The sequence below is a fragment of the Pseudomonas reinekei genome, assembly GCF_001945365.1.
Taxonomy (GTDB): Bacteria; Pseudomonadota; Gammaproteobacteria; order Pseudomonadales; family Pseudomonadaceae; genus Aquipseudomonas; species Aquipseudomonas reinekei.
Genome location: NZ_MSTQ01000007.1, coordinates 18,894 through 40,171 on the forward strand (window position 1 = coordinate 18,894; position 21,278 = coordinate 40,171).

22 protein-coding genes and 1 pseudogene are annotated in these 21,278 nt (G+C 59.2%); 15 read left to right on the top strand and 8 right to left on the bottom strand.

Annotated features, from left to right (window positions below; translation table 11 throughout):
- Positions 1–63 precede the first annotated feature (63 nt).
- From exbB to BVK86_RS30130, 8 genes and pseudogenes are all read left to right on the top strand, one after another.
- The gene (gene exbB, locus BVK86_RS13335; RefSeq protein ID WP_075946871.1) at positions 64–1,038 is read left to right on the top strand and encodes a tonB-system energizer ExbB; all 975 of its coding nucleotides are present in this window, start codon (positions 64–66) and stop codon (positions 1,036–1,038) included.
- Positions 1,039–1,044: 6 nt separating this feature from the next.
- Positions 1,045–1,473, top strand: a complete 429-nt coding sequence (gene exbD, locus BVK86_RS13340; protein WP_075946872.1) for a TonB system transport protein ExbD — start codon at positions 1,045–1,047, stop codon at positions 1,471–1,473.
- Complete coding sequence (locus BVK86_RS13345; RefSeq protein WP_075946873.1) at positions 1,470–2,219, top strand: energy transducer TonB family protein; 750 nt, start codon at positions 1,470–1,472, stop codon at positions 2,217–2,219. The genes exbD and BVK86_RS13345 overlap by 4 nt, the downstream gene beginning before the upstream one ends.
- 197 nt (positions 2,220–2,416) lie before the next feature.
- Positions 2,417–3,346: a hydrogen peroxide-inducible genes activator gene (locus BVK86_RS13350; protein WP_075946874.1), complete on the top strand. Its 930-nt coding sequence runs from the start codon at positions 2,417–2,419 to the stop codon at positions 3,344–3,346.
- Positions 3,347–3,355: 9 nt separating this feature from the next.
- Positions 3,356–5,431, top strand: coding sequence for an ATP-dependent DNA helicase RecG (recG, locus tag BVK86_RS13355; protein WP_075946875.1), 2,076 nt, complete (start codon positions 3,356–3,358; stop codon positions 5,429–5,431).
- Positions 5,432–5,509: 78 nt separating this feature from the next.
- Positions 5,510–6,910: an aminoacyl-tRNA deacylase and HDOD domain-containing protein gene (locus tag BVK86_RS13360; RefSeq protein ID WP_075946876.1), complete on the top strand. Its 1,401-nt coding sequence runs from the start codon at positions 5,510–5,512 to the stop codon at positions 6,908–6,910.
- Positions 6,911–7,034: 124 nt separating this feature from the next.
- Positions 7,035–7,292, top strand: coding sequence for a hypothetical protein (locus BVK86_RS13365; RefSeq protein WP_075946877.1), 258 nt, complete (start codon positions 7,035–7,037; stop codon positions 7,290–7,292).
- Positions 7,289–7,611: pseudogene (locus tag BVK86_RS30130) on the top strand (cell filamentation protein Fic); the annotation flags it as partial. The gene BVK86_RS13365 and the pseudogene BVK86_RS30130, both read left to right, overlap by 4 nt.
- An 81-nt stretch (positions 7,612–7,692) precedes the next feature.
- Here BVK86_RS30130 and BVK86_RS13375 read toward each other — a convergent pair.
- A complete protein-coding gene (locus BVK86_RS13375; protein WP_075946878.1) occupies positions 7,693–8,622 on the bottom strand; it encodes a LysR family transcriptional regulator in 930 nt (309 codons plus the stop codon).
- Positions 8,623–8,725: 103 nt separating this feature from the next.
- Here BVK86_RS13375 and BVK86_RS13380 point away from each other — a divergent pair, with 103 nt between their 5' ends.
- From BVK86_RS13380 to BVK86_RS13405, 6 genes are all read left to right on the top strand, one after another.
- The gene (locus BVK86_RS13380) at positions 8,726–9,052 is read left to right on the top strand and encodes a nuclear transport factor 2 family protein (RefSeq protein ID WP_075946879.1); all 327 of its coding nucleotides are present in this window, start codon (positions 8,726–8,728) and stop codon (positions 9,050–9,052) included.
- Positions 9,049–9,831, top strand: a complete 783-nt coding sequence (locus BVK86_RS13385) for an SDR family oxidoreductase (protein WP_075946880.1) — start codon at positions 9,049–9,051, stop codon at positions 9,829–9,831. Before BVK86_RS13380 ends, BVK86_RS13385 begins: the two co-directional genes overlap by 4 nt.
- Positions 9,832–10,155: 324 nt before the next feature.
- Positions 10,156–11,502, top strand: coding sequence for a DUF6861 domain-containing protein (locus BVK86_RS13390; protein ID WP_075946881.1), 1,347 nt, complete (start codon positions 10,156–10,158; stop codon positions 11,500–11,502).
- Between the two features lie 15 nt (positions 11,503–11,517).
- Positions 11,518–12,135: a GAD-like domain-containing protein gene (locus tag BVK86_RS13395; protein ID WP_075946882.1), complete on the top strand. Its 618-nt coding sequence runs from the start codon at positions 11,518–11,520 to the stop codon at positions 12,133–12,135.
- A 36-nt stretch (positions 12,136–12,171) separates the two neighbouring features.
- Positions 12,172–12,789, top strand: a complete 618-nt coding sequence (locus BVK86_RS13400) for a GAD-like domain-containing protein (protein WP_075946883.1) — start codon at positions 12,172–12,174, stop codon at positions 12,787–12,789.
- Positions 12,790–12,838: 49 nt separating this feature from the next.
- On the top strand, positions 12,839–13,456 hold the full coding sequence (locus BVK86_RS13405) for a GAD-like domain-containing protein (protein WP_075946884.1): 618 nt from the start codon (positions 12,839–12,841) through the stop codon (positions 13,454–13,456).
- A gap of 74 nt (positions 13,457–13,530) precedes the next feature.
- On the opposite strand, the gene BVK86_RS13410 is transcribed toward BVK86_RS13405, so the two are convergent.
- Genes BVK86_RS13410 through BVK86_RS13420 form a run of 3 tightly spaced genes read right to left on the bottom strand, consistent with a single transcriptional unit; the run spans position 13,531 to position 16,046 of the window.
- Positions 13,531–14,304 (bottom strand): MetQ/NlpA family ABC transporter substrate-binding protein, encoded by a 774-nt coding sequence (locus BVK86_RS13410; protein WP_075946885.1) that lies wholly within the window; start codon positions 14,302–14,304, stop codon positions 13,531–13,533.
- Between the two features lie 60 nt (positions 14,305–14,364).
- Positions 14,365–15,039 carry a methionine ABC transporter permease gene (locus BVK86_RS13415; protein WP_075946886.1) on the bottom strand — a complete coding sequence of 225 codons (675 nt, stop codon included), beginning with the start codon at positions 15,037–15,039 and terminating at the stop codon, positions 14,365–14,367.
- On the bottom strand, positions 15,039–16,046 hold the full coding sequence (locus BVK86_RS13420) for a methionine ABC transporter ATP-binding protein (RefSeq protein ID WP_075946887.1): 1,008 nt from the start codon (positions 16,044–16,046) through the stop codon (positions 15,039–15,041). Before BVK86_RS13420 ends, BVK86_RS13415 begins: the two co-directional genes overlap by 1 nt.
- 187 nt (positions 16,047–16,233) lie before the next feature.
- Between BVK86_RS13420 and katE the strand changes: the two genes are divergently transcribed.
- Positions 16,234–18,393 (top strand): catalase HPII, encoded by a 2,160-nt coding sequence (gene katE, locus BVK86_RS13425; RefSeq protein WP_075946888.1) that lies wholly within the window; start codon positions 16,234–16,236, stop codon positions 18,391–18,393.
- 39 nt (positions 18,394–18,432) lie between these two features.
- On the opposite strand, the gene BVK86_RS13430 is transcribed toward katE, so the two are convergent.
- From BVK86_RS13430 to zur, 4 genes are read right to left on the bottom strand one after another with little or no spacing between them, the layout of a single operon-like run.
- Positions 18,433–19,149 (bottom strand): PA5502 family lipoprotein, encoded by a 717-nt coding sequence (locus tag BVK86_RS13430; protein ID WP_075946889.1) that lies wholly within the window; start codon positions 19,147–19,149, stop codon positions 18,433–18,435.
- A gap of 37 nt (positions 19,150–19,186) precedes the next feature.
- Positions 19,187–19,975, bottom strand: a complete 789-nt coding sequence (znuB, locus tag BVK86_RS13435) for a zinc ABC transporter permease subunit ZnuB (RefSeq protein WP_075946890.1) — start codon at positions 19,973–19,975, stop codon at positions 19,187–19,189.
- Positions 19,968–20,753 carry a zinc ABC transporter ATP-binding protein ZnuC gene (znuC, locus tag BVK86_RS13440; RefSeq protein WP_008064713.1) on the bottom strand — a complete coding sequence of 262 codons (786 nt, stop codon included), beginning with the start codon at positions 20,751–20,753 and terminating at the stop codon, positions 19,968–19,970. The genes znuB and znuC overlap by 8 nt, the downstream gene beginning before the upstream one ends.
- A complete protein-coding gene (gene zur / locus BVK86_RS13445; protein ID WP_075946891.1) occupies positions 20,753–21,235 on the bottom strand; it encodes a zinc uptake transcriptional repressor Zur in 483 nt (160 codons plus the stop codon). The genes znuC and zur overlap by 1 nt, the downstream gene beginning before the upstream one ends.
- Positions 21,236–21,278 lie beyond the last annotated feature (43 nt).

The following is a 21,278-nucleotide window of genomic DNA, read 5'->3' on the forward strand; positions in this document are numbered from 1 at the left end:
TGTTCTCGGCCCTTCGAGGCCTGGAAGAACATAACCCGTTTTTTTCTCTCAGGTCCGGCCAGCATGACACGCAATCAACTCTCCGCTTCGCCAACCAAACGACCTCGCGCCTGGGGCGCAGTGGCCGCACTGCTGCTCAGCCTGATGCTGGCGCCGACCGCCGCACTCGCCGACGCACAAGCGCCAGCCACCCCGGCCGCCGCTGCATCCGCTCCGGCCGATCATACAACCCCTGCTGCCGCACCTGCCGCGACCGACCCGGCCCAGGCAGTACCGGCGCAAGACGCGCTGGGCGACGACGCTCCTCAAGTCCTCGAAGCCGACAACAGCCTGGGCATGGCCCATGACCTGTCGCCATGGGGCATGTACCAGAACGCCGACATCATCGTGAAAATCGTGATGATCGGCCTGGCCATCGCGTCGATCATCACCTGGACCATCTGGATTGCCAAAGGCTTTGAGCTGATGGGCGCCAAGCGTCGCCTGCGCACCGAAATCGCCCACCTGAAAAAAGCCGCCACGCTTAAGGAAGCCAGCGCTTCTGCGACCAAACCAGGCACCCTCGCCAACCTGTTGGTCCATGATGCGCTGGAAGAAATGCATCTGTCGGCCAGCAGCCGCGAAAAAGAAGGCATCAAGGAACGCGTCAGCTTCCGCCTCGAGCGCCTTGTAGCCGCCTGCGGCCGCAACATGAGCAGCGGCACCGGCGTCCTCGCCACCATCGGTTCCACCGCGCCATTCGTCGGCCTGTTCGGTACCGTATGGGGCATCATGAACAGCTTCATCGGTATCGCCAAAACCCAGACCACCAACCTCGCCGTTGTGGCCCCCGGCATTGCCGAAGCCCTGCTGGCGACTGCTCTGGGCCTGGTCGCGGCGATTCCTGCGGTTGTCATCTACAACGTGTTTGCCCGCTCCATCGCCGGTTACAAGGCGCAGGTGTCCGACGCGTCGGCAGAAGTCCTGTTGCTGGTCAGCCGTGACCTCGATCACCAGCCTGAGCGCAGCTCGCAACCGCACATGGTGAAAGTGGGGTAATCGGCCATGGGCCTGCATTTGAAAGAAGGGGCAGACGACGATCTGTCCGAAAACCACGAAATCAACGTCACGCCGTTCATCGACGTAATGCTGGTGCTGTTGATCATCTTCATGGTGGCGGCGCCGCTGGCCACCGTGGACATCAAGGTCGACCTGCCCGCCTCCACCGCCAAACCGGCGCCGCGGCCCGAGAAACCGGTGTTCCTCAGCGTCAAGGCAGACCAACGCCTGTTCCTCGGCGAAGAGGAAGTGAAGGCCGAGACACTGGGCGCCACCCTCGACGCCAAGACCCACGGCAAGAAAGACACGACGATTTTCTTCCAGGCCGATAAAGGCGTGGATTACGGTGACCTGATGAGCGTGATGGACAACCTTCGCTCGGCCGGTTACCTGAAAGTCGGCCTGGTCGGGCTCGAGACGGCAGTCAAGAAATGATCGAGACGCGCCATAAGCTGACGCGTTACAGCGGTAGCCTGGCCGTGGTGCTGGGCGTTCACGCCCTGGCCATCGCGCTGGCCGTGAACTGGACCGCTCGCCCGCCCATCGAATTGCCGCCTCAGGCAATGATGGTCGAGCTGGCCCCGGTTCCGGCCCCGCCACCGCCGGCACCGCCAAAGGTGATAACGCCGCCACAGCCACCGGCACCGGTGGAAGAACTGCCAATACCGAAGCTGGCCGAAGCGCCGAAAGCCGAGATTGCGGTACCCAAACCCAAGCCGCCCAAGCCAAAGCCGAAACCGCCCAAGCCGGTGGAGAAAAAGCCGGAGCCGCCGAAGGAAAAACCGTCCGAGGAAAAACCGAGCGACGCGCAACCGACCCAGGCGCCGACGGAGAAATCCGCTCAACCCGCTCCAGGTCCTTCACCCGCACAAGTGGCCGCCAAGGCCAGCTGGGAAGGCACGCTGCTCGCGCATTTGGCCAAGTACAAAAAGTACCCGGCCAGTGCACAGTCGCGGGGCAAGGAAGGCTTGAACCGTCTGCGCTTCGTCGTGGATGCCGAAGGCAACGTATTGTCGTTCGAACTGGTGAGCCGCTCCGGCAACGCCGATCTGGACCGGGCTACCCTGGACATGATCCGCCGCGCCCAGCCGCTGCCCAAGCCACCGACCGACATGCTGACCAATGGCTCCATCGAAATCGTTGCACCGTTTGTTTACTCGCTGGAAAAACGCCGCCGGTAAAAACCAGCCGATCAAAAGATCGCAGCCTGCGGCAGCGCCTGAAAAGGTTTGTTTAGGACCCTGCAGGAGCTGCCGCAGGCTGCGATCTTTTTTTTGCCTTTCGCATTGGCCGGTGTCACTCAGCACATACTGTCTGATAACGTGCGTCTATCGATTGCAGCCGGTATGCTTGGCCCGCAACTTCATGGACGCTTGCTATGACTCTGACAGAATTACGCTACATCGTTACCCTCGCCCAAGAGCAGCACTTCGGCCACGCGGCCGAGCGTTGCCACGTCAGCCAGCCGACACTCTCGGTGGGCGTGAAAAAGCTTGAAGACGAACTCGGTGTGCTGATTTTCGAGCGCAGCAAAAGCGCCGTGCGCCTGACTCCGGTTGGCGAAGGCATTGTGGCTCAGGCGCAAAAGGTGCTCGAGCAGGCCCAAGGCATCCGCGAACTGGCACAAGCCGGCAAGAACCAGCTGACCGCTCCGCTGAAAGTCGGTGCGATCTATACCGTCGGCCCGTACCTGTTCCCGCATCTGATTCCGCAACTGCACCGGGTTGCCCCGCAGATGCCGTTGTACATCGAAGAAAACTTCACCCACGTACTGCGCGACAAACTGCGCAACGGCGAACTCGACGCGATCATCATCGCCCTGCCGTTCAGCGAAGCCGACGTGCTGACCTTGCAGCTCTACGACGAGCCTTTCTACGTCCTGATGCCGGCTCAGCACCCATGGACGCAAAAAGAATCCATCGACGCCAGCCTGCTTAATGACAAGAGCCTGCTGCTGCTCGGTGAAGGCCACTGCTTCCGCGATCAAGTGCTGGAGGCCTGCCCGACGCTGACCAAAGGCAACGACGGTGCCAAGCACACCACGGTTGAGTCCAGTTCGCTGGAAACCATTCGGCACATGGTCGCGTCCGGTCTGGGCATCTCGATCCTGCCGTTGTCGGCGGTCGACAGCCACCACTATGCTCCCGGCGTGATCGAAGTCCGGCCGCTGTCGGCACCGGTCCCTTACCGCACCGTGGCCATTGCCTGGCGCGCAAGCTTCCCGCGTCCGAAGGCAATCGAGATTCTCGCTGACTCCATTCGCCTGTGCTCGGTGGCCAAGCCTGCGGCACCGGTAACGGCCGGTTAAGCCAACGCCATGACCGAGTTGTCGCAAGTGTCGGTGACGGCACTCAAGGGTGTCGGCGAAGCCATGGCCGAGAAACTGGCCAAGGTCGGCCTGGAAAACCTCCAGGACGTGCTGTTTCACTTGCCGCTGCGTTATCAGGATCGCACCCGCGTGGTGCCGATCGGTGCCCTGCGCCCAGGGCAGGATGCGGTGATCGAAGGTACCGTCAGCGGCGCCGACGTGGTCATGGGTCGCCGTCGCAGCCTGGTGGTGCGCCTGCAGGACGGCACCGGTGGCCTTAGCCTGCGCTTCTATCATTTCAGCAATGCGCAGAAAGAAGGCCTCAAGCGCGGCACGCGGATTCGCTGCTACGGCGAAGCACGGCCCGGCGCCTCAGGACTGGAAATCTACCACCCGGAGTACCGCGCCATTACTGGCGACGAGCCGCCGCCCGTGGATGAAACCCTGACCCCGGTGTACCCGCTCACCGAAGGCCTGACGCAGCAGCGCCTGCGCCAGCTGTGCATGCAAACCCTGACCTTGCTCGGCCCCAGCAGCCTGCCTGACTGGCTGCCCAAGGAACTGGCCCGGGACTATCAACTGGCGCCCCTGGCCGACGCGATCCGCTATCTGCACAACCCGCCGGCGGATGCCGATGTCGACGAACTCGCGCTCGGCCATCATTGGGCGCAGCACCGTCTGGCCTTCGAAGAACTGCTGACCCATCAACTGTCTCAGCAACGTCTGCGCGAAAGCATGCGCGCCTTGCGCGCACCGGCGATGCCCAAAGCGACGAAGCTGCCGGCCAGATACCTGGCCAATCTCGGCTTCAATCCCACCGGTGCGCAGCAGCGGGTCGGCAACGAAATCGCCTACGACCTCAGCCAGCACGAGCCCATGTTGCGGCTGATTCAGGGCGATGTTGGCGCAGGTAAAACCGTGGTCGCCGCCCTCGCCGCCCTCCAGGCATTGGAGGCGGGTTATCAGGTCGCGTTGATGGCGCCCACCGAGATTCTCGCCGAGCAGCATTTCATCACGTTCAAGCGCTGGCTCGAACCGTTGGGCATTGAAGTCGCATGGCTCGCCGGCAAGCTCAAGGGCAAAAACCGCGTGGCCGCACTGGAACAGATCGCCGGCGGCGCGCCGATGGTGGTCGGTACGCATGCGCTGTTCCAGGACGAGGTGCAGTTCAAGAACCTGGCGCTGGTGATCATCGACGAACAACACCGCTTCGGCGTGCAGCAGCGATTAGCGCTGCGGCAAAAAGGCGTCGGCGGGCGGATGTGCCCGCACCAGTTGATCATGACCGCCACGCCGATCCCGCGCACACTGGCCATGAGCGCCTACGCCGACCTCGATACCTCGATCCTCGACGAACTGCCGCCCGGCCGAACCCCGGTCAACACCGTGCTGATCACCGATACCCGGCGCGTCGAAGTCATCGAGCGGGTGCGCAGCGCCTGCGCCGAAGGGCGTCAGGCCTATTGGGTGTGCACGCTGATTGAAGAGTCCGAAGAGCTGACCTGCCAAGCGGCGGAAACTACCTTTGAGGACCTCACCGCCGCCCTCGGCGAGCTGAAGGTCGGGCTGATCCACGGCCGAATGAAGCCGGTGGAAAAAGCCGCGGTGATGGCCGAGTTCAAGGCCGGCAACCTGCAACTGCTGGTGGCCACCACGGTGATCGAAGTCGGTGTGGACGTGCCCAACGCCAGCCTGATGATCATCGAAAACCCCGAGCGGCTGGGCCTTGCACAGCTGCACCAGTTGCGCGGTCGCGTGGGTCGCGGCAGCGCCGCCAGCCATTGTGTGCTGCTCTACCATCCGCCGCTGTCACAGATCGGTCGCCAGCGCCTGGGCATCATGCGCGAAACCAATGATGGCTTCGTCATCGCCGAAAAAGACCTCGAACTGCGCGGTCCCGGCGAAATGCTCGGCACGCGGCAGACCGGCCTGCTTCAATTCAAGGTCGCCGACCTGATGCGTGATGCCGACTTGCTGCCCGCGGTGCGTGATGCCGCCCAAGCCTTGCTGGAGCGCTGGCCCGACCACGTCAGCCCGTTGCTCGACCGCTGGCTACGCCATGGACAGCAATACGGCCAAGTGTGAGCATCGTCGCAGTTTCTATCAGCTCCTTCCTACAGAGCTGGTTATACTCCTGCAATTGTTTTAACACGGATACAGACCATGACCGAAGCAGCCCTAGCTCCCGAACCTCCGCACGCGCCGTCGGTTATACGGATGTTGCTGGGCAGACTGGGCATTGCCTACGAAGAAGTCCTGGACCATCACGGCCTGAACCCGGCGCGCAAGGTGCAGGCGGTACTGCTCGATGACGCCGTCGGCGCGCTGATGGTGCTGTTCCCGCAGAGCCAGTTGCTCGACCTCAATCGCCTCACCGAGCTCACCGGCCGCCGCCTCACAGCCGTATCGACTGAGCGCCTGGAAAAGATGCTCGGCAAACACAGCCTGAGCCTGCTGCCAGGCCTGCCATCGCTCACCAGCTCGCCCTGCCTGTACGATGAAAGCCTGCTGCGCGAACCGAGTGTGCTGGTTAACTCGGGCGAGCCGGGCGTGCTGCTGGAAATCACCAGCGAAGCATTCAAATCCATGCTCAGCAAGGCCAGCGCCGCCAACTTCGGCGAAGCGCTGACCCGCATCCGCCCGAACCTCGACCGCCCCGACGATGACCGCGAGGAAATCACCCAGGCCGTGCAAGCGTTCACCGCACGACGCATCCAGCAACGCCTGGAAGCAACCATCGAGATTCCGCCGCTGGCCGAGACCGCGCAGAAAATCATCAAGCTGCGCGTCGACCCCAATGCAACCATTGATGACATCACCGGCGTGGTCGAAACCGACCCGGCGCTGGCCGCCCAAGTCGTGAGCTGGGCGGCATCGCCGTACTACGCTTCGCCGGGCAAGATCCGCTCGGTGGAAGACGCCATCGTCCGGGTGCTGGGTTTCGACCTGGTGATCAACCTGGCGCTGGGCCTGGCCCTGGGCAAAACCCTGAGCCTGCCCAAAGACCAGCCGCAACACAGCACGCCGTACTGGCAGCAATCGATCTACACCGCGGCCGTCATTGAAGGCCTGACCCGCGCCATGCCGCGCACCCAGCGCCCGGAAGCGGGCCTTACTTACCTGGCCGGCCTGCTGCACAACTTCGGCTACCTGCTGCTCGCCCACGTGTTCCCGCCGCACTTCTCGCTGATCTGCCGCCACCTGGAGGTCAACCCGCACCTGTGCCACAGCTACATCGAGCAACACCTGCTGGGCATCAGCCGTGAACAGATCGGCTCATGGCTGATGCGCTATTGGGACATGCCCGATGAACTGGCCACCGCGCTACGTTTCCAGCACGACCCGGCATACGACGGCGCCTACGCCGAGTACCCGAATCTGGTGTGCCTGTCGGTACGCCTGCTGCGCAGCCGCGGCATCGGTTCCGGCCCCGACGAAGACATCCCCGATGCCCTGCTCGAGCGCCTCGGCCTGAGCCGCGAAAAAGCCAACGACGTCGTCAGCAAAGTGCTGGAAGCCGAAGTGCTGCTGCGCGAACTGGCTTCGCAATTCTCCCAGGCATAGAAAGCCCGCTCCCACCGGATCATCTCAATCCTGTGGGAGCGAGCCTGCTCGCGAAGCCGCCACCTCGGTCTGACAAAGAACAAGCGCACGGCTATGATTTGACTGCAAACAGAGGGCTTTTTCGATAAACCAAACAGCTGCTGTCAGTGTTGCAAGCCAAGTCCGCCAACTTGCTAAAGACCACCCTATCACTGCCGATCCTGATGGCATGAGCCGCATGGCCGTGACCATCACTCGCATGGCTGGCGATATCGTTGAGTTGGATGGCATTGAACAGATGCTCGTCAATCTGAAGAAAAAAGGCGTTCTGAGCAAATCTGAAACGCTTGCACTTCAAGGACGCTATCTTCAGGAAAGGCGCGCACAGAAACGTAGCGCATGACCTTTGATCCGTTCGGCGACTTCGATACGGCTGGCTATCTACGTAACTCGCTGCAACTGAAAGACCCTACCGAAGTAAAAGAATCCGAGCATCTTTCATTCGAACTGAGCATCGAAGATGCGCTTTCCTATTTGGCCCAAAAAAGCCAATCGACTACAGGGCCGTGCTCAAGGTCCACGAAATCCTGTTCTCCTGTTTTTATCCCTGGGCTGGCAAAGACCGCAACGAACTTGTACCTCACCTCGCCGTCTTCAAGGGTTCACGCGACGATCCCCGGCACACCATTTTCGAGCACCCGAACGCCATCAAGATGTCTGTCGCGCAACAGGCCACCGTCGCGTCCTCTGTCGGCTTGAGATGCTCAATGACATATTCTCGCTCCCCATTTGCCTGGCGCTTATCACCGATGGTTTTCGGAACAGGGACGATTGAACGAGTTGCGATCCAATAGACAGTCTATGAACGCACCCAGGGCGGCTGGTCGGTATTGTCTATTCGGGTAATAGAGGAACAGCCCTGGGCGCGAGATCGACCAGTCAGCGAGAACCTGGACCAACCGCCCCTGGGCCATGAGCTCACCTACGCCTTCTTCCTTGAAATGATAGGCAATGCCCAGCCCTTGCAGGGCCGCAGCGATACCGATGTCAGGATGATTGGTGACGACGGGGCCATCGACCGCCACCTCCATTGGCTGCCCTCGCTCCTGGAACTCCCAGCGATAGGGTCTGCCGTCCATCTGCAACCGCCAGTTGATGCAGGCGTGATCCTGCAACTCGGCAGGTGACTGGGGCGTGCCACGACATGCGAGGTAGTCCGCAGATGCCACAGCGACCATGTTCAAGTCCGGGGTGAGGCGGACGGCCACCATGTCGTTCTCAAGCCGGCCACCTACACGGATACCCGCGTCAAAACGGCCGAGCACGACATCGGCCAGTGCGTCGTCTACCACGATGTCGAGCAGCACATCAGGGTGGGCCTGATGGAAGCGTGCCAGCCGAGGCGCGATGAGGATTCTGGCGGCGATCCCCGGCGTATTGATACGCAGCGTGCCGCTTATCTGCCCTGTCGCCTCACTGGCTTCGGCAACGGCAACAGCCATCTCTCGAAACAAGGGAGCAATACGGCTGTAGAGCAGCTCACCACTCGCCGATGGAGCAACGCTGCGAGTGGTGCGATTGAGCAGGCGTGCGCCAAGGCGAGCTTCGAGATGCCGAATGGTCTGGCTGAGCGCGGAGGGTGAGAGACCCAGATGCTCTGCCGCTCGGGCGAAGCTCTGGCGCTCGACGATGGCCACGAAGGCTTTTAGTTCAGCAAATTCGGATCCACGCATTATGCATTGTTCTCTACATGGCCAATGCTGATTCTAGGCGATTTAATTAATTCTGTCCGCTACGCATCCTAGGCTTTCACCACCCCCCCATGGAGCCGACAACATGACTACCTTGACCTTACCCGAGCCAATCGCTGCGTACTTCGCGGCTGAACATAGCCCCGACGCACTGGCGCATTGCTTCACGGCGCACGCCGTCATGAAGGACTTCGGACACACCTACACGGGTATCAACGCCATCAAGGTGTTCATGGCCGAGGCATCGCTCAAGTACAGCGCTACCACCGTTCCCCTTACCATTGAGCGAGAGGACGGATCGCAACTCGTCCGCGCCAGGGTCAGCGGCCATTTCCCAGGCAGCCCGACCGTTCTGTCGTACCGCTTTCGTCTTGAACGCGGCCTGATCGCATCGCTGGAGGTAACAGCATGAACTTCGACCTTCAACTCGATGGCCTGCGCACAGTGGTCACCGGCGGCACGATGGGCCTTGGCGCTGCAGTCGTTCAGACTTTCGTGGAGGCAGGCGCAAGGGTGGCGACATCAGCGCGCGACGTGTCAGTACCACCGGTGGATGGCGTCACCTATATCAGTGCAGATCTGACCACGGCTAAAGGCGTTGCTCACCTCGCGCAGACTGTCCTTGAGAGATGGGGTGGTGTCGATATCGTGATCAACGTGGTCGGAGGCTCAAGCACTCCCGGTGGTGGCTTTGCCGCCATCAGTGACGAGCACTGGCTAGCAGAACTGAATTTGAATCTGATGCCTGCTGTACGCCTGGACCGCGCATTACTGCCATCCATGCTGGCCCAAGGCTCAGGCGTCATCATCCATGTGAGCTCGATCCAGCGCATGATGCCTCTGCCTGAGTCCACTACCGCCTACGCCGCCGCCAAGGCTGCACTCACCACTTACAGCAAGTCCCTTGCAAGAGAAGTAATGCCCAAAGGCGTTCGTGTGCTGAGTGTCGCGCCAGGGTGGATAGAGACCGAGGCGTCCGTAAGGTTTGCCGAGCGGTTGGCTGAACAAGCGGGAACCGACTACGAAGGCGGCAAACGAATTGTTATGGAGTCGATAGGCGGAATCCCGTTGGGCAGGCCGGCCAAACCTCAAGAGGTTGCGGATTTGATCGCCTTCCTTGCGTCCCCACGGGCCGCCTCGATCTCTGGATCCGAACACCGTATCGACGGCGGTACCCTCTCAACGCTGTAATCGATAGCCGCCATCAACTGAACGACGGCGAGCCCTCAGGGCTTGCCGCTTCCGCGCATCTCTCGGGATGTTCTCGGCGCCTCACCTGGCAGTCAACAACCCCGATCGGTGTGTTCTTCACCTTCGGGGTTTTTCTCGTTATGGCGCCCGGCACACAGTTGGGAGCACAAAAACCAACACAGTTAACTTCCCTGTTTCCGCAACGCGTGTAGGACGCGTCCGATTTGATCTTTTGAGTCATGCGGCCCCCCCTGTGCCTCGGTCCTTTGCCCACGTACAACTTGATGCGTGCATCCAAGGAGCGAATTGTCAGGGAGACAATTGATGTTTTTATGGCACAGGGTGCCCACGTGGCACGAGATAGAAAACCGCATCACTCGAGAGATGGGTTACCAGGGAGGCGCCCGGTATCGCACTCACTTCAACGAACCCGCGCCCTCCGTCTCGCTCAATATCCGTCGGGTCAATTGCGTCAGGTCTGCCTTCATCGAGGCTGAATGGGAAGCGGCTCGCTTATTGAGACAACGCTTCGCTGACATCGATATCGCCAGCGTCCTTAACGAGCTGATCGAAGTCGTCGCTCAAATGGCAATGATCGTTGCCGGCAGTGTATTGATCGGCGGAGCCATCGGCGCAGGGACCGGTGCATTTCTCGGTGGAGCAGGCGCCATCCCCATGGGAGCGGCCGGCGCTGCGATGGGCTTGCAAGTCAGCACGTGGATATTGGGAATTCTGGGCCTGACGTCCATTGCCGAGTTCTTCACCGAAGGCTTGCCACGCATTGGCGACTATTACTGGCGTGGCATCCACATCGCGTGGAACGGCCCACGCAGTGAGGGCGGTTTAGACCCGTTCAGGCCGGATGATTCCTCCGCCCGATACAGCGCCGCCCAAGAGATTGCACGAGGCCATGTGGAGGTTGTTGTCCTGCTGCTGAGCGCCATCGTGGCTTACCTCACCCGTGGTCGAGGCAATGCGGGCGTCCTTGCCCAGGAGATGCGCGCCAGCCCCAAAGGCGCGCGGTTAGGCGAATGGATGCTCAAGCACGAAGACGCCCTGAAAAAACGCCCCGACCTGCAAACCTCAGCACCGCGCCGGGGCGCTCTGAGCCATCAGGACCCTGCACCACCGCCGAATCACCCACCGGGCAAAGACAAAAACCCGCCCCGTGACAAGCCGAACGCGATGCCGCTTCATAAAGTCGAATGCTTCAAAGCGGACAAGCTGCCAGCGTCTAAAATCGGAGAGTTCGAACGGCAGTTGAAGGGGCAGGAAGACGGGCTGAATCGGCTGACGGTAGATGAGTATTTGGAGAATATTGCTAATCCGGTGAAGCGGAGTCGGGCGGTTGCTAGACGGTCGCGAAAGAAACTAGAAGATACGTTAATCAAACGACTTTTAAAGGACTATCGACACCTAGATCCACTTGAAGCGGAAGACGCCGCAATCAAAATGGCCAAGAAAACGATGTCAAACCTCGCAGGCTTGCATAATCCTGATTTGAGGGCTGGCGGTAAGGACATCATTGCGGACTTTGGTGATCGACAAGTAAATTCAAGCATCGGTCCCCAATGGAGGCCAAAAATCGCAAATTTGAAAGCTGCTGCTGAGAACGTTCCCCCCTTGATGCGAGAGTCAACTTTTCTTAATGTGAAATTACATAAGTGCTGATTAAAGGAAGGTATCGTGGACAAGGTATTTGCTAGGTTTATAGAGAAAGTTGGCGCACCTGTTGATCGGCATGAAGTTCCTGCGTCAAGCATTGAGCGTTACAGAGGCAAGCTACCCAATCAGTTATTGCATTATTGGTCAGAATATGGTTGGTCTGGTTACGGCGACGGGATTTTCTGGATCGTCAATCCTCAGGAATATGAAGGAGTGGTGGCATCCTGGATTGAAGAAACAAAACTAATAGAAAAGGACAAATATCACCTGATTGCTCGTAGCGCCTTTGGTGATTTGTACCTATGGGGCGAGAAAACGGGATCTTCTCTTCAGATAACTAGCTTTCTTTCGCGATTTATTTTTGACAACTGTGAAATTTCAAATGAACAAATGGATCGAGAACTCCAAGATTTTTTGTTAACCATGGATGTGGAAACAAATGATTATGGCGACCTCTTCATACCAGCAAAGAAAAAACTCGGCCCCCTGCGACACGACGAGATGTACGGCTTCGTTCCAGCGCTGATGTTCGGCGGCCCGGATACCCTCGATCATCTTGAGAAAGTAAAGGCGGTGGAACATTTAACCCTGCTGTCCCAAATCGCTGAACTCCAGCCCTACAGTTTTTCGGATCTGTAGACGATAGGAGTCGTCCAAGGACTAAGGTGGTACTGAATGGACAAAGTTTTTTCCAGATTTTTAGAGAAATTCGGTGGGGCAATCGATCGGCGGGAAGTGCCGCTTTCCAGCATCGATCGCTACCAAGGCAAGCTGCCCACTCAATTGCTGGAGTACTGGGCCGAGCACGGGTGGTGCGGCTATGGTGAGGGAGTTTTCTGGCTCGTGAACCCGCAGGAGTATGAGGGGGTTGTAGCATCTTGGATTGAAGGAACTAAATTTGAAGCGCTGGATAATTATTATCTCATCGCACGCAGTGCCTTTGGTCACATGCATCTTTGGGGTGAAAAAACGGGTGCTTCGCTCACAATCACAAGTTGCCTTTCACGATATACAACCCATACCTCGATTTTTTCAGGGGAACAGTTGAATAAAGAGCTGCAAAATTTTCTTCTTTCCACGGAAGTTAGATACAACAATTATGGCGACTTTTTTAAACCAGCAATGAAAAAGCTCGGCCCCCTGCGTCATGATGAAATGTACGGCTTCGTTCCAGCCCTAATGTTCGGAGGCCCGGATACCCTTGATCATCTTGAAAAAGTGAAGGCGGTGGAACATCTCACCCTGCTGTCCCAAATCGCCGAGCTTCAGCCATACAGTTTTTCGGACCTGTAAAGGTTAGACACGCAATTTACTCGGCTGGGTGAAATTCAAGGGATTTTGAATGGACGAATTTTTTTCCATTTTTTTGGATACGTTTGGTGGACCCATTGATCGGCGAGAAGTACCGACGTCTAGTATTGAACACTACAAAGGCAAGCTGCCTAATCAGTTGCTTGAATACTGGGCGGAACACGGTTGGTGCGGTTATGGCGGCGGTATTTTCTGGATCGTTAATCCACAAGAATACGAGGGTGTGGTGGCATCTTGGATTGAAGGAACTCGTTTTGAAGAGGTTGACACATACCATCTGATTGCTCGGAGCGCCTTTGGCGACTTGTATCTCTGGGGCGAGAAAACCGGATTTTCGCTTAAGATAACCAGCGTACTTTCTCGTGTGGTAGTCAAAAATCTCGAAATCATTAATGACGATATGGACAGAGAACTGCAGGCTTTTCTGCTTTCCAGAAATGTGGACTCCAACGATTATGGCGACCTGTTCATACCAACAAAGAAAAAACTCGGCACCCTCCGCCACGACGAGATGTACGGCTTCGTCCCAGCCCTCATGCTCGGCGGTCCGGATACCCTTGATCATCTTGAGAAAGTGAAGGCGGTGGAACATCTCACCCTGCTCTCCCAAATAGCCGAGCTTCAGCCATACAGTTTTTCAGACTTCTAAGGCAGGCTACGGCAGATCGGAAACGAAAAAGGGGACGCCTGTAGCGTCCCCTTTTTCGTAGCGCGTGCTTCGGATCAGAACGCCGGCACGACCGCGCCTTTGTACTTCTCAAGAATGAACGCTTTCACTTCCGGGCTGTGCAGTGCAGCCACCAGTTTTTTCATCGCTTCGCTGTCTTTGTCGTCCGGGCGGGCAACGAGGATGTTCACGTATGGCGAGTCGCTGCCTTCGATGACCAGTGCGTCCTTGGCCGGGTCGAGTTTGGCTTCCAGCGCGTAGTTGGTGTTGATCAAGGCCAGGTCGACCTGGGTGAGCACGCGCGGGATGGTGGCGGCTTCCAGTTCACGGAACTTGAGGTTCTTCGGGTTGGCGGTGATGTCCTTGACGGTCGACAGGATGTTGTTCGCATCCTTCAACTGGATCAAGCCAGCCTTGGCCAGCAGCAACAGCGCACGACCGCCGTTGGTGGCGTCGTTCGGGATCACCACGGTGGCGGTGCTCGGCAGTTCATCGAGTTTTTTGTACTTGCTGGAGTAAACGCCCAGCGGCTCCAGATGCACGCCGGCTACCGACACCAGGTTGGTGCCTTTGGCTTTGTTGAATTCATCGAGGTACGGCTGGTGCTGGAAGAAGTTGGCGTCCAGGCGTTTTTCCGCCACCTGCACGTTCGGCTGGATGTAGTCGGTGAAGACTTTCACTTTCAGGTCCACGCCTTCTTTGGCCAGCGCTGGCTTCACGAATTCGAGGATTTCTGCGTGCGGGACCGGCGTGGCCGCGACCGTCAGGGTGTCGGCGGCGTGGGCGGAAAACGCTGCAACGGCAGCGAACGCGACGAGTAGTTTTTTCATTCAGCTAACTCCATGTGAGGCGCCCGTTTGGCGCCTGCCAGCGAATGGCCGGCTCAAGTCTTACTTACGGGAAAAGTGGACGACCAGTTTGTCGCCGACGGTTTGCAGTATTTGAACCAGTACCAGCAGCAGCACCACCGTGACGACCATCACGTCAGTCTGGAAACGCTGGTAGCCGAAACGGATCGCAAGGTCACCCAAGCCACCCGCGCCGACCACACCGGCCATGGCGGTGTAGGACACCAGTGTGATGGCTGTCACCGTAATCGCAGCGTAGATGCCCGGACGGGCTTCCGGCAGCAAGGCGTTGGTGATGATCTGCCGCGTGGTCGCGCCCATGGCCTGTGTCGCTTCGATGATGCCGCGATCGACTTCACGCAGGGCGGTTTCCACCAGTCGCGCGAAGAACGGCGTGGCGCCCACTACCAGCGGCGGGATCGCGCCGGCAACACCGAGCGAGGTGCCGGTGATCAGCACCGTGAACGGGATCATCACGATCAACAGAATAATGAACGGCAGCGAACGCAGGATGTTCACCACCAACGACAGCATCGCGTAGACGCCTCTGGCTTCGAGCAACTGACGCGGGCTGCAGAGGAACAGCAACACACCCAGCGGCAGGCCGAGCAGTACGGTGAACAACAACGAACCGCCAAGCATCAGCAGGGTGTCGCCGGTGGCCAGCCAGATTTCGAACCAGTCGATATTGGCGAAGAAACTTGTCAGGGCTTCCATTAGCGCAGCACCTCCATGTGGACATCGGCTGCGGTGAAGCGGGCGAAGGCCGCTTCCATGTCACCGCCCGTCACGGCCAGGGTCAGTTGCCCGTAAGGGATGTCTTTGATGCGATCGATGCGACCGGCGAGGATGCTGTAGTCCACACCCGTTTCGCGGGCGACGGTACCCAGCAGCGGCGCGTAGGTCGCTTCGCCCTGGAAGGTCAGACGCACGATGCGACCCGGCACGTGAGCGAAGTCGTCACGCTGTTCGCTTTCGTCGATCTGCTCGTCTTCTTGCACGAAGCGCTTGGTAGTCGGGTGTTTTGGATGCAGGAACACCTCGGCCACCGAGCCTTGCTCGACGATCACGCCAGCGTCCATCACCCCCACCTGATCGCAGACCCGGCGGATCACATCCATTTCATGGGTAATCAGCACGATGGTCAGCTTCAGTTCGCGATTGATCTCGGCCAGCAATTGCAGGACCGACGCAGTGGTCTGCGGGTCCAGGGCACTGGTGGCTTCATCGCACAGCAGGATTTTTGGCTTGGTCGCCAGGGCGCGGGCAATGCCGACACGCTGTTTCTGACCACCGGACAACTGCGCCGGGTATTTCCTGGCGTGATCGGACAGACCGACCCGCGCCAGCAACTCAGCCACGCGCTGGTCGATTTCCCCGCGAGACATTTCACCGGCCAGCGTCAGCGGCAGCGCGACGTTGTCGGCAACGGTCTTGGACGCCAGCAGGTTGAAGTGCTGGAAGATCATCCCGACCTGTTGACGGAAACGGCGCAGACCGTTGGCGTCCAGCGCCGTGATTTCTTCGCCATCGACAAAGATCTTACCGCCACTGGCGTTTTCCAGGCGATTGATCAGACGCAGCAGGGTACTTTTTCCCGCACCGGAATGGCCGATCAGGCCGAAGACCTGACCGTTCTCAATCGTCAGACTGGTCGGATGCAGGGCGGGGATATCCTTACCGGCGACGCGGTAGGTTTTATGGACGTTTTGAAACTCGATCACGTAGCGAACCTTGTGGGGCGCGTTGGAAAAGGGTCAGCGGTTAGCCGGGCGCGCATTTTAGCCTGTCCGTATAGAGGTTCTTAGCATTTATTTCGCATTCATCCAGCGATTTGGCAATAACGCGATCAAAGGTCAGATAAAAGGAACGGCTAAAAACAGCACTAGTCACTACTTAGGCACCCCGAAAATGCCTGAGGAGAGATGCCTGATGAGTACCAAGAAGCCTGCCGCCCCCAAGAGCGCAATGGCCGGGACCGATACCCTGGACCGCAGCAACACCAGCACCAAGCTCGACAGCCTGGAAAATTTTCGCTCCGACGCCACCGGCCAGGCCTTGCGCACTAATCAAGGCGTGAAGGTGGCGGACAATCAAAACACCCTGAAAGCGGGGGCCCGCGGTCCTTCGTTGCTGGAAGATTTCATCATGCGTGAAAAAATCACGCATTTTGACCATGAACGCATTCCCGAGCGCATCGTGCATGCCCGAGGTACCGGCGCTCATGGTTTCTTCCAGACCTACGAGAACCACTCCGTACTGACCAAGGCTGGTTTCCTACAGGATCCTGGCCAGAAAACACCGGTATTCGTACGATTTTCTACCGTGCAGGGTCCTCGTGGGTCAGGCGATACCGTGCGTGATGTACGAGGTTTCGCCGTTAAGTTCTTCACCGATGAAGGCAACTTCGACCTGGTGGGCAACAACATGCCGGTGTTTTTCATTCAGGACGCCGTCAAGTTTCCGGACTTCGTCCACGCGGTCAAACCAGAACCGCACAACGAAATCCCCACCGGCGGCTCGGCCCACGATACGTTTTGGGACTTTGTCAGCCTGGTTCCGGAATCGGCCCACATGGTGATCTGGGCCATGTCCGACCGGGCCATCCCGAAAAGCCTGCGCAGCATGCAGGGCTTCGGTGTGCATACCTTCCGCCTGATCAATGCCGAAGGGAAATCGCGCTTCGTCAAATTCCACTGGCGCCCCACGGCCGGGACTTGTTCGCTGGTATGGGACGAGGCGCAGAAACTCGCCGGTAAAGACACTGACTACCACCGTCGAGATCTCTGGGAAGCCATCGAGATGGGGGACTACCCGCAATGGGAACTTGGCGTACAGGTGATCGAGGAGGAAAACGAACACGCCTTCGATTTCGACATCCTCGACCCGACCAAGCTGATCCCGGAAGAACTGGTGCCCATTACGCCGCTGGGCAAAATGACGCTCAATCGCAACCCGGACAACTTCTTTGCCGAAACCGAGCAGGTTGCTTTTTGCCCGGGGCATATCGTGCCGGGCATCGATTTTTCCAACGATCCCTTGCTGCAAGGTAGGCTTTTTTCCTACACCGATACGCAGATCAGCCGACTCGGCGGGCCGAACTTTCATGAAATACCGATCAACCGTCCGGTAGCACCGTTTCACAACGGCCAACGGGATGCGCTGCATCGCACCACCATCGATAAGGGCCGGGCAGCCTACGAACCGAATTCCATCGATGGCGGCTGGCCAAAAGAAACGCCGCCCGCCGCACAGGACGGCGGCTTCGAGAGCTATCCGGAGCGCATCGACGCCAACAAGATCCGTCAGCGCAGTGAATCGTTCGGCGATCATTTCTCCCAGGCGCGGCTGTTCTTCCACAGCATGAGCAAACACGAACAGGAGCACATCATTTCGGCCTATAGCTTTGAGCTGGGCAAGGTCGAGCGTGAGTTCATTCGTGCCAGGCAGGTCAATGAAATCCTGGCCAATATCGACCTGGAACTGGCCAAGCGAGTGGCGCAGAACCTTGGGTTGCCTGTGCCGAAGGCCGGGACGGTCGATGTGCCGACATTATCGCTGGAGCGCTCGCCGGCCTTGAGCCAGGCCAATTTGCTGCCCGCGGACATCAAAACCCGCAAAGTGGCGATCCTTGCAGCCGATGGCGTGGACGGCGCCGCGATTGATGCGATGAAGAAAGCGCTGGAAGCCGAAGGCGCTCACGCCAAGTTGTTGGGACCGACCTCGGCCCCTGTGAAAACCGCCGACGGTAAGGCGCTGCCAGTGGATGCCTCCATGGAAGGTATGCCTTCAGTGGCGTTCGACGCGGTGTTTGTGCCCGGCGGCGCGGCGTCGATCAAGGCATTGAGCGGTGATGGCGTGGCGCTTCATTACGTGCTGGAGGCCTACAAGCATTTGAAGGCGATTGCCCTGCACGGTGAGGCGAAGCAGTTACTGGATGTGTTGAAACTGGAGGCGGATGCAGGGTTGATCGCCGGATCGGATGCCAAGTTGTTCAAGGCGTTTTTCGCGGCAATCGGGCAGCATCGGGTTTGGGACAGGGAGCCGAAGGCGAAGGCGATTCCAGCCTGATAGCGAAAGATCGCAGCCTGCGGCAGGCTGCGATCTTTTTCAGGGTTTGCGCGGGCTGAGAACCATCTGCGCCGGCACACTTCGCAGAATCTGCTTATCGATGTTCAGATCAAATTGCGGATCGAGTTTCTTCACCCGCTTGGTCAGCAAATTGGCCAGCCACGGGTAATCATCAGTGCGCGGTGCCTGAACAGTCACATCGCACTGATAATTCACCACATCGGCGGCGATGGCATCCAGTTGACGACGCAGTTTGCCTATATCGTTGATGTTCAGCGCCACCGTGGTGCTTTCAGCTGTCGGGTCGATAACTTTGGCTTTTGGCATGGCTTCCGCAGCTTTGAGCGCTGCTTCGGCTTTCTCCAGTTCAGCCTTGCGGGCTTCTGCGATAGGGCCGTTGACGCCTCCGGTCAATGCCGGCGCCTTGGGCATCAGCGCGCGGGCGCGGGCCAATGCTGTCGCGGCAGCATTCACGTCACCTTTTTGCAGCACGATCTGGCTACGCAGCAAGTAGGCTTCGGCCAGTTGCCGCTGGTATTGCTCAAGGGACTGGTCGTTGGGGGACTCGGCCTGCAACGCGGCCAATTGACCTTCGGCGGTGGCCAGCTCGCTGCTGGCCAGACTTTGCTCAAGCTGTGCAATGGCCGTGGCCCGCGCATCCGGGACCTCGGGGGCCGCCGGTGGCGTGCTTTGGCAAGCGCCCAGCAGCAAAGAAAATGCGACAAGGAGCAGATAACGGGAGGCGAACGACTTCATTCCTGCGACTCTCTATTTGCGCAAAAAACGAGCAAGTCTACACCCCTCGACGGGGCAGAACAAAACTCAGCAGAAACAGTGCGGCGGCCGTCACAACAATCGACGGGCCGGCCGGGGTGTCCTTAAACCAGGACAGCGCCAGCCCGCCACACACGGCGAGTATGCCCAGCAGGCTCGCGCCCAGTGCCATCTGTTCCGGTGAACGGGCGTGACGTTGTGCCGCAGCCGCCGGAATGATCAGCAACGAAGTAATCAGCAATACGCCGACGATTTTCATCGCCACGGCAATCACCACGGCGATCAGCAACATCAGCGCCATGCGCAAGCCCGCCACGGGCAGACCTTCGACCCTGGCCAGTTCCTCATGCACCGTGATCGCCAGTAATGGCCGCCACAAGACGACCAGCAAGGCCAGCACGGCCGCACTGCCACCGAGAATCCAGGCCAGATCGGTCGGGCTGATCGCCAGCAAGTCGCCGAACAGATAGGCCATCAGGTCGATCCGCACTTCGTGCATGAAGCTTAGTACCACCAGACCCAGAGAGAGGGTGCTGGGTGCGAGAATTCCCAAAAGTGTGTCGGACGCCAGCGGCTGGCGCTGTTGCAATGTCACCAGCAACACCGCCAACAGCAAGCAGCCTACGGTCACCGCAACGGTCGGGCTGACATCCAGCAGGAAACCCAACGCCACCCCCAGCAACGCCGCGTGGGACAGGGTGTCGCCGAAATAAGCCATGCGCCGCCAGACCACGAAAGACCCCAACGGGCCCGCGACGACTGCCAGAGCCAGGCCTGCAAGCAGGGCGTAGAGCAGAAAATCAGCCATGCTTGCAGCTATCTCCGTGAACATGGTTATGGCCCGACGCGGGCGCCTTGACCACCGAGCCATGCAGATCGTGGGCGTGGTCGTGGTGGTGGTGATAAATCGCCAGGCTCTGTGCGTTTTTTCCGAAAAGCTCGACGAAGGCTGGATCGCCACTGACTTGTTCAGGGTGGCCTGAGCAGCAGACGTGGCGATTGAGGCACACCACCTGGTCGGTGGTGCTCATCACCAGATGCAGGTCGTGGGAGACCATCAACACACCGCAGCCGTGGCGGTCACGCAGCCGGGTGATCAGGCTGTAGAGCTCAGCCTGGCCGGCTACATCGACGCCTTGCACCGGTTCGTCGAGCACCAGCAATTCCGGCTCGCGCAACAAAGCGCGAGCCAGCAGTACGCGCTGCATTTCACCACCGGAAACACTTTGCACCGGGCTGTCGATCACCTGTTCGGCGCCAACTTCCTTGAGCGCGGCCAAGGCCATTGCGCGGTCCACGCCTGGCACCAGGCGCAAGAAGCGCAACACTGACAACGGCAGGGTCGGATCGACATGCAGTTTTTGCGGCATGTAGCCGACTCGCAGTTTCGGCTTGCGCCAGACGCTGCCGCTATCCGGTTTCAACAGACCCAGCACCGCACGTACCAGTGTGGTTTTGCCTGCGCCGTTGGGGCCGATCAGGGTGACGATCTGCCCCGGCTCGACGCTCAGCTCGATGTTGTCCAGTACCGGCTGCCCGGCAAACGTTACGGCAACCTGTTCGAGACGGATCAGCGCGTTGCTCATCAAGCCCCCTGGCAACCCGAGCAGAGACCGATCACTTCGACGGTCTGGCCTTCAACGACAAACCCGACATCCTGGGCGCTGGCGATAATCGCGTCGCTGATTGATTTCTGTTCGAGCTCAATGGCGGCGTGGCATTCCCGGCAAATCAGGAACTGGCCCTGATGAGCGTGCTCCGGGTGATTGCAACCGATGAAGGCGTTGAGGGAAGAGATGCGGTGCACCAAGCCGTTTTCCAGCAGGAAATCCAGCGCGCGGTACACGGTGGGCGGCGCAGCACGGCGACCGTCCTGCTCGCTGAGCACCGCGAGAATGTCGTAGGCGCCCAATGGCTTGTGGCTTTGCCACACCAGCTCCAGCACCCGCCGGCGCAACGCGGTCAGGCGCAAACCCTGACGTGCGCACAAGGCATCGGCCTCCGACAGAGCGCTGTGCACGCAATGAGAGTGGTCGTGGGGACGGCTGGCAATCGGTGTTTTAGGCATGAGCGGCGACGAGTTTTGTGAGAGACGTTATTATGTTACCCGT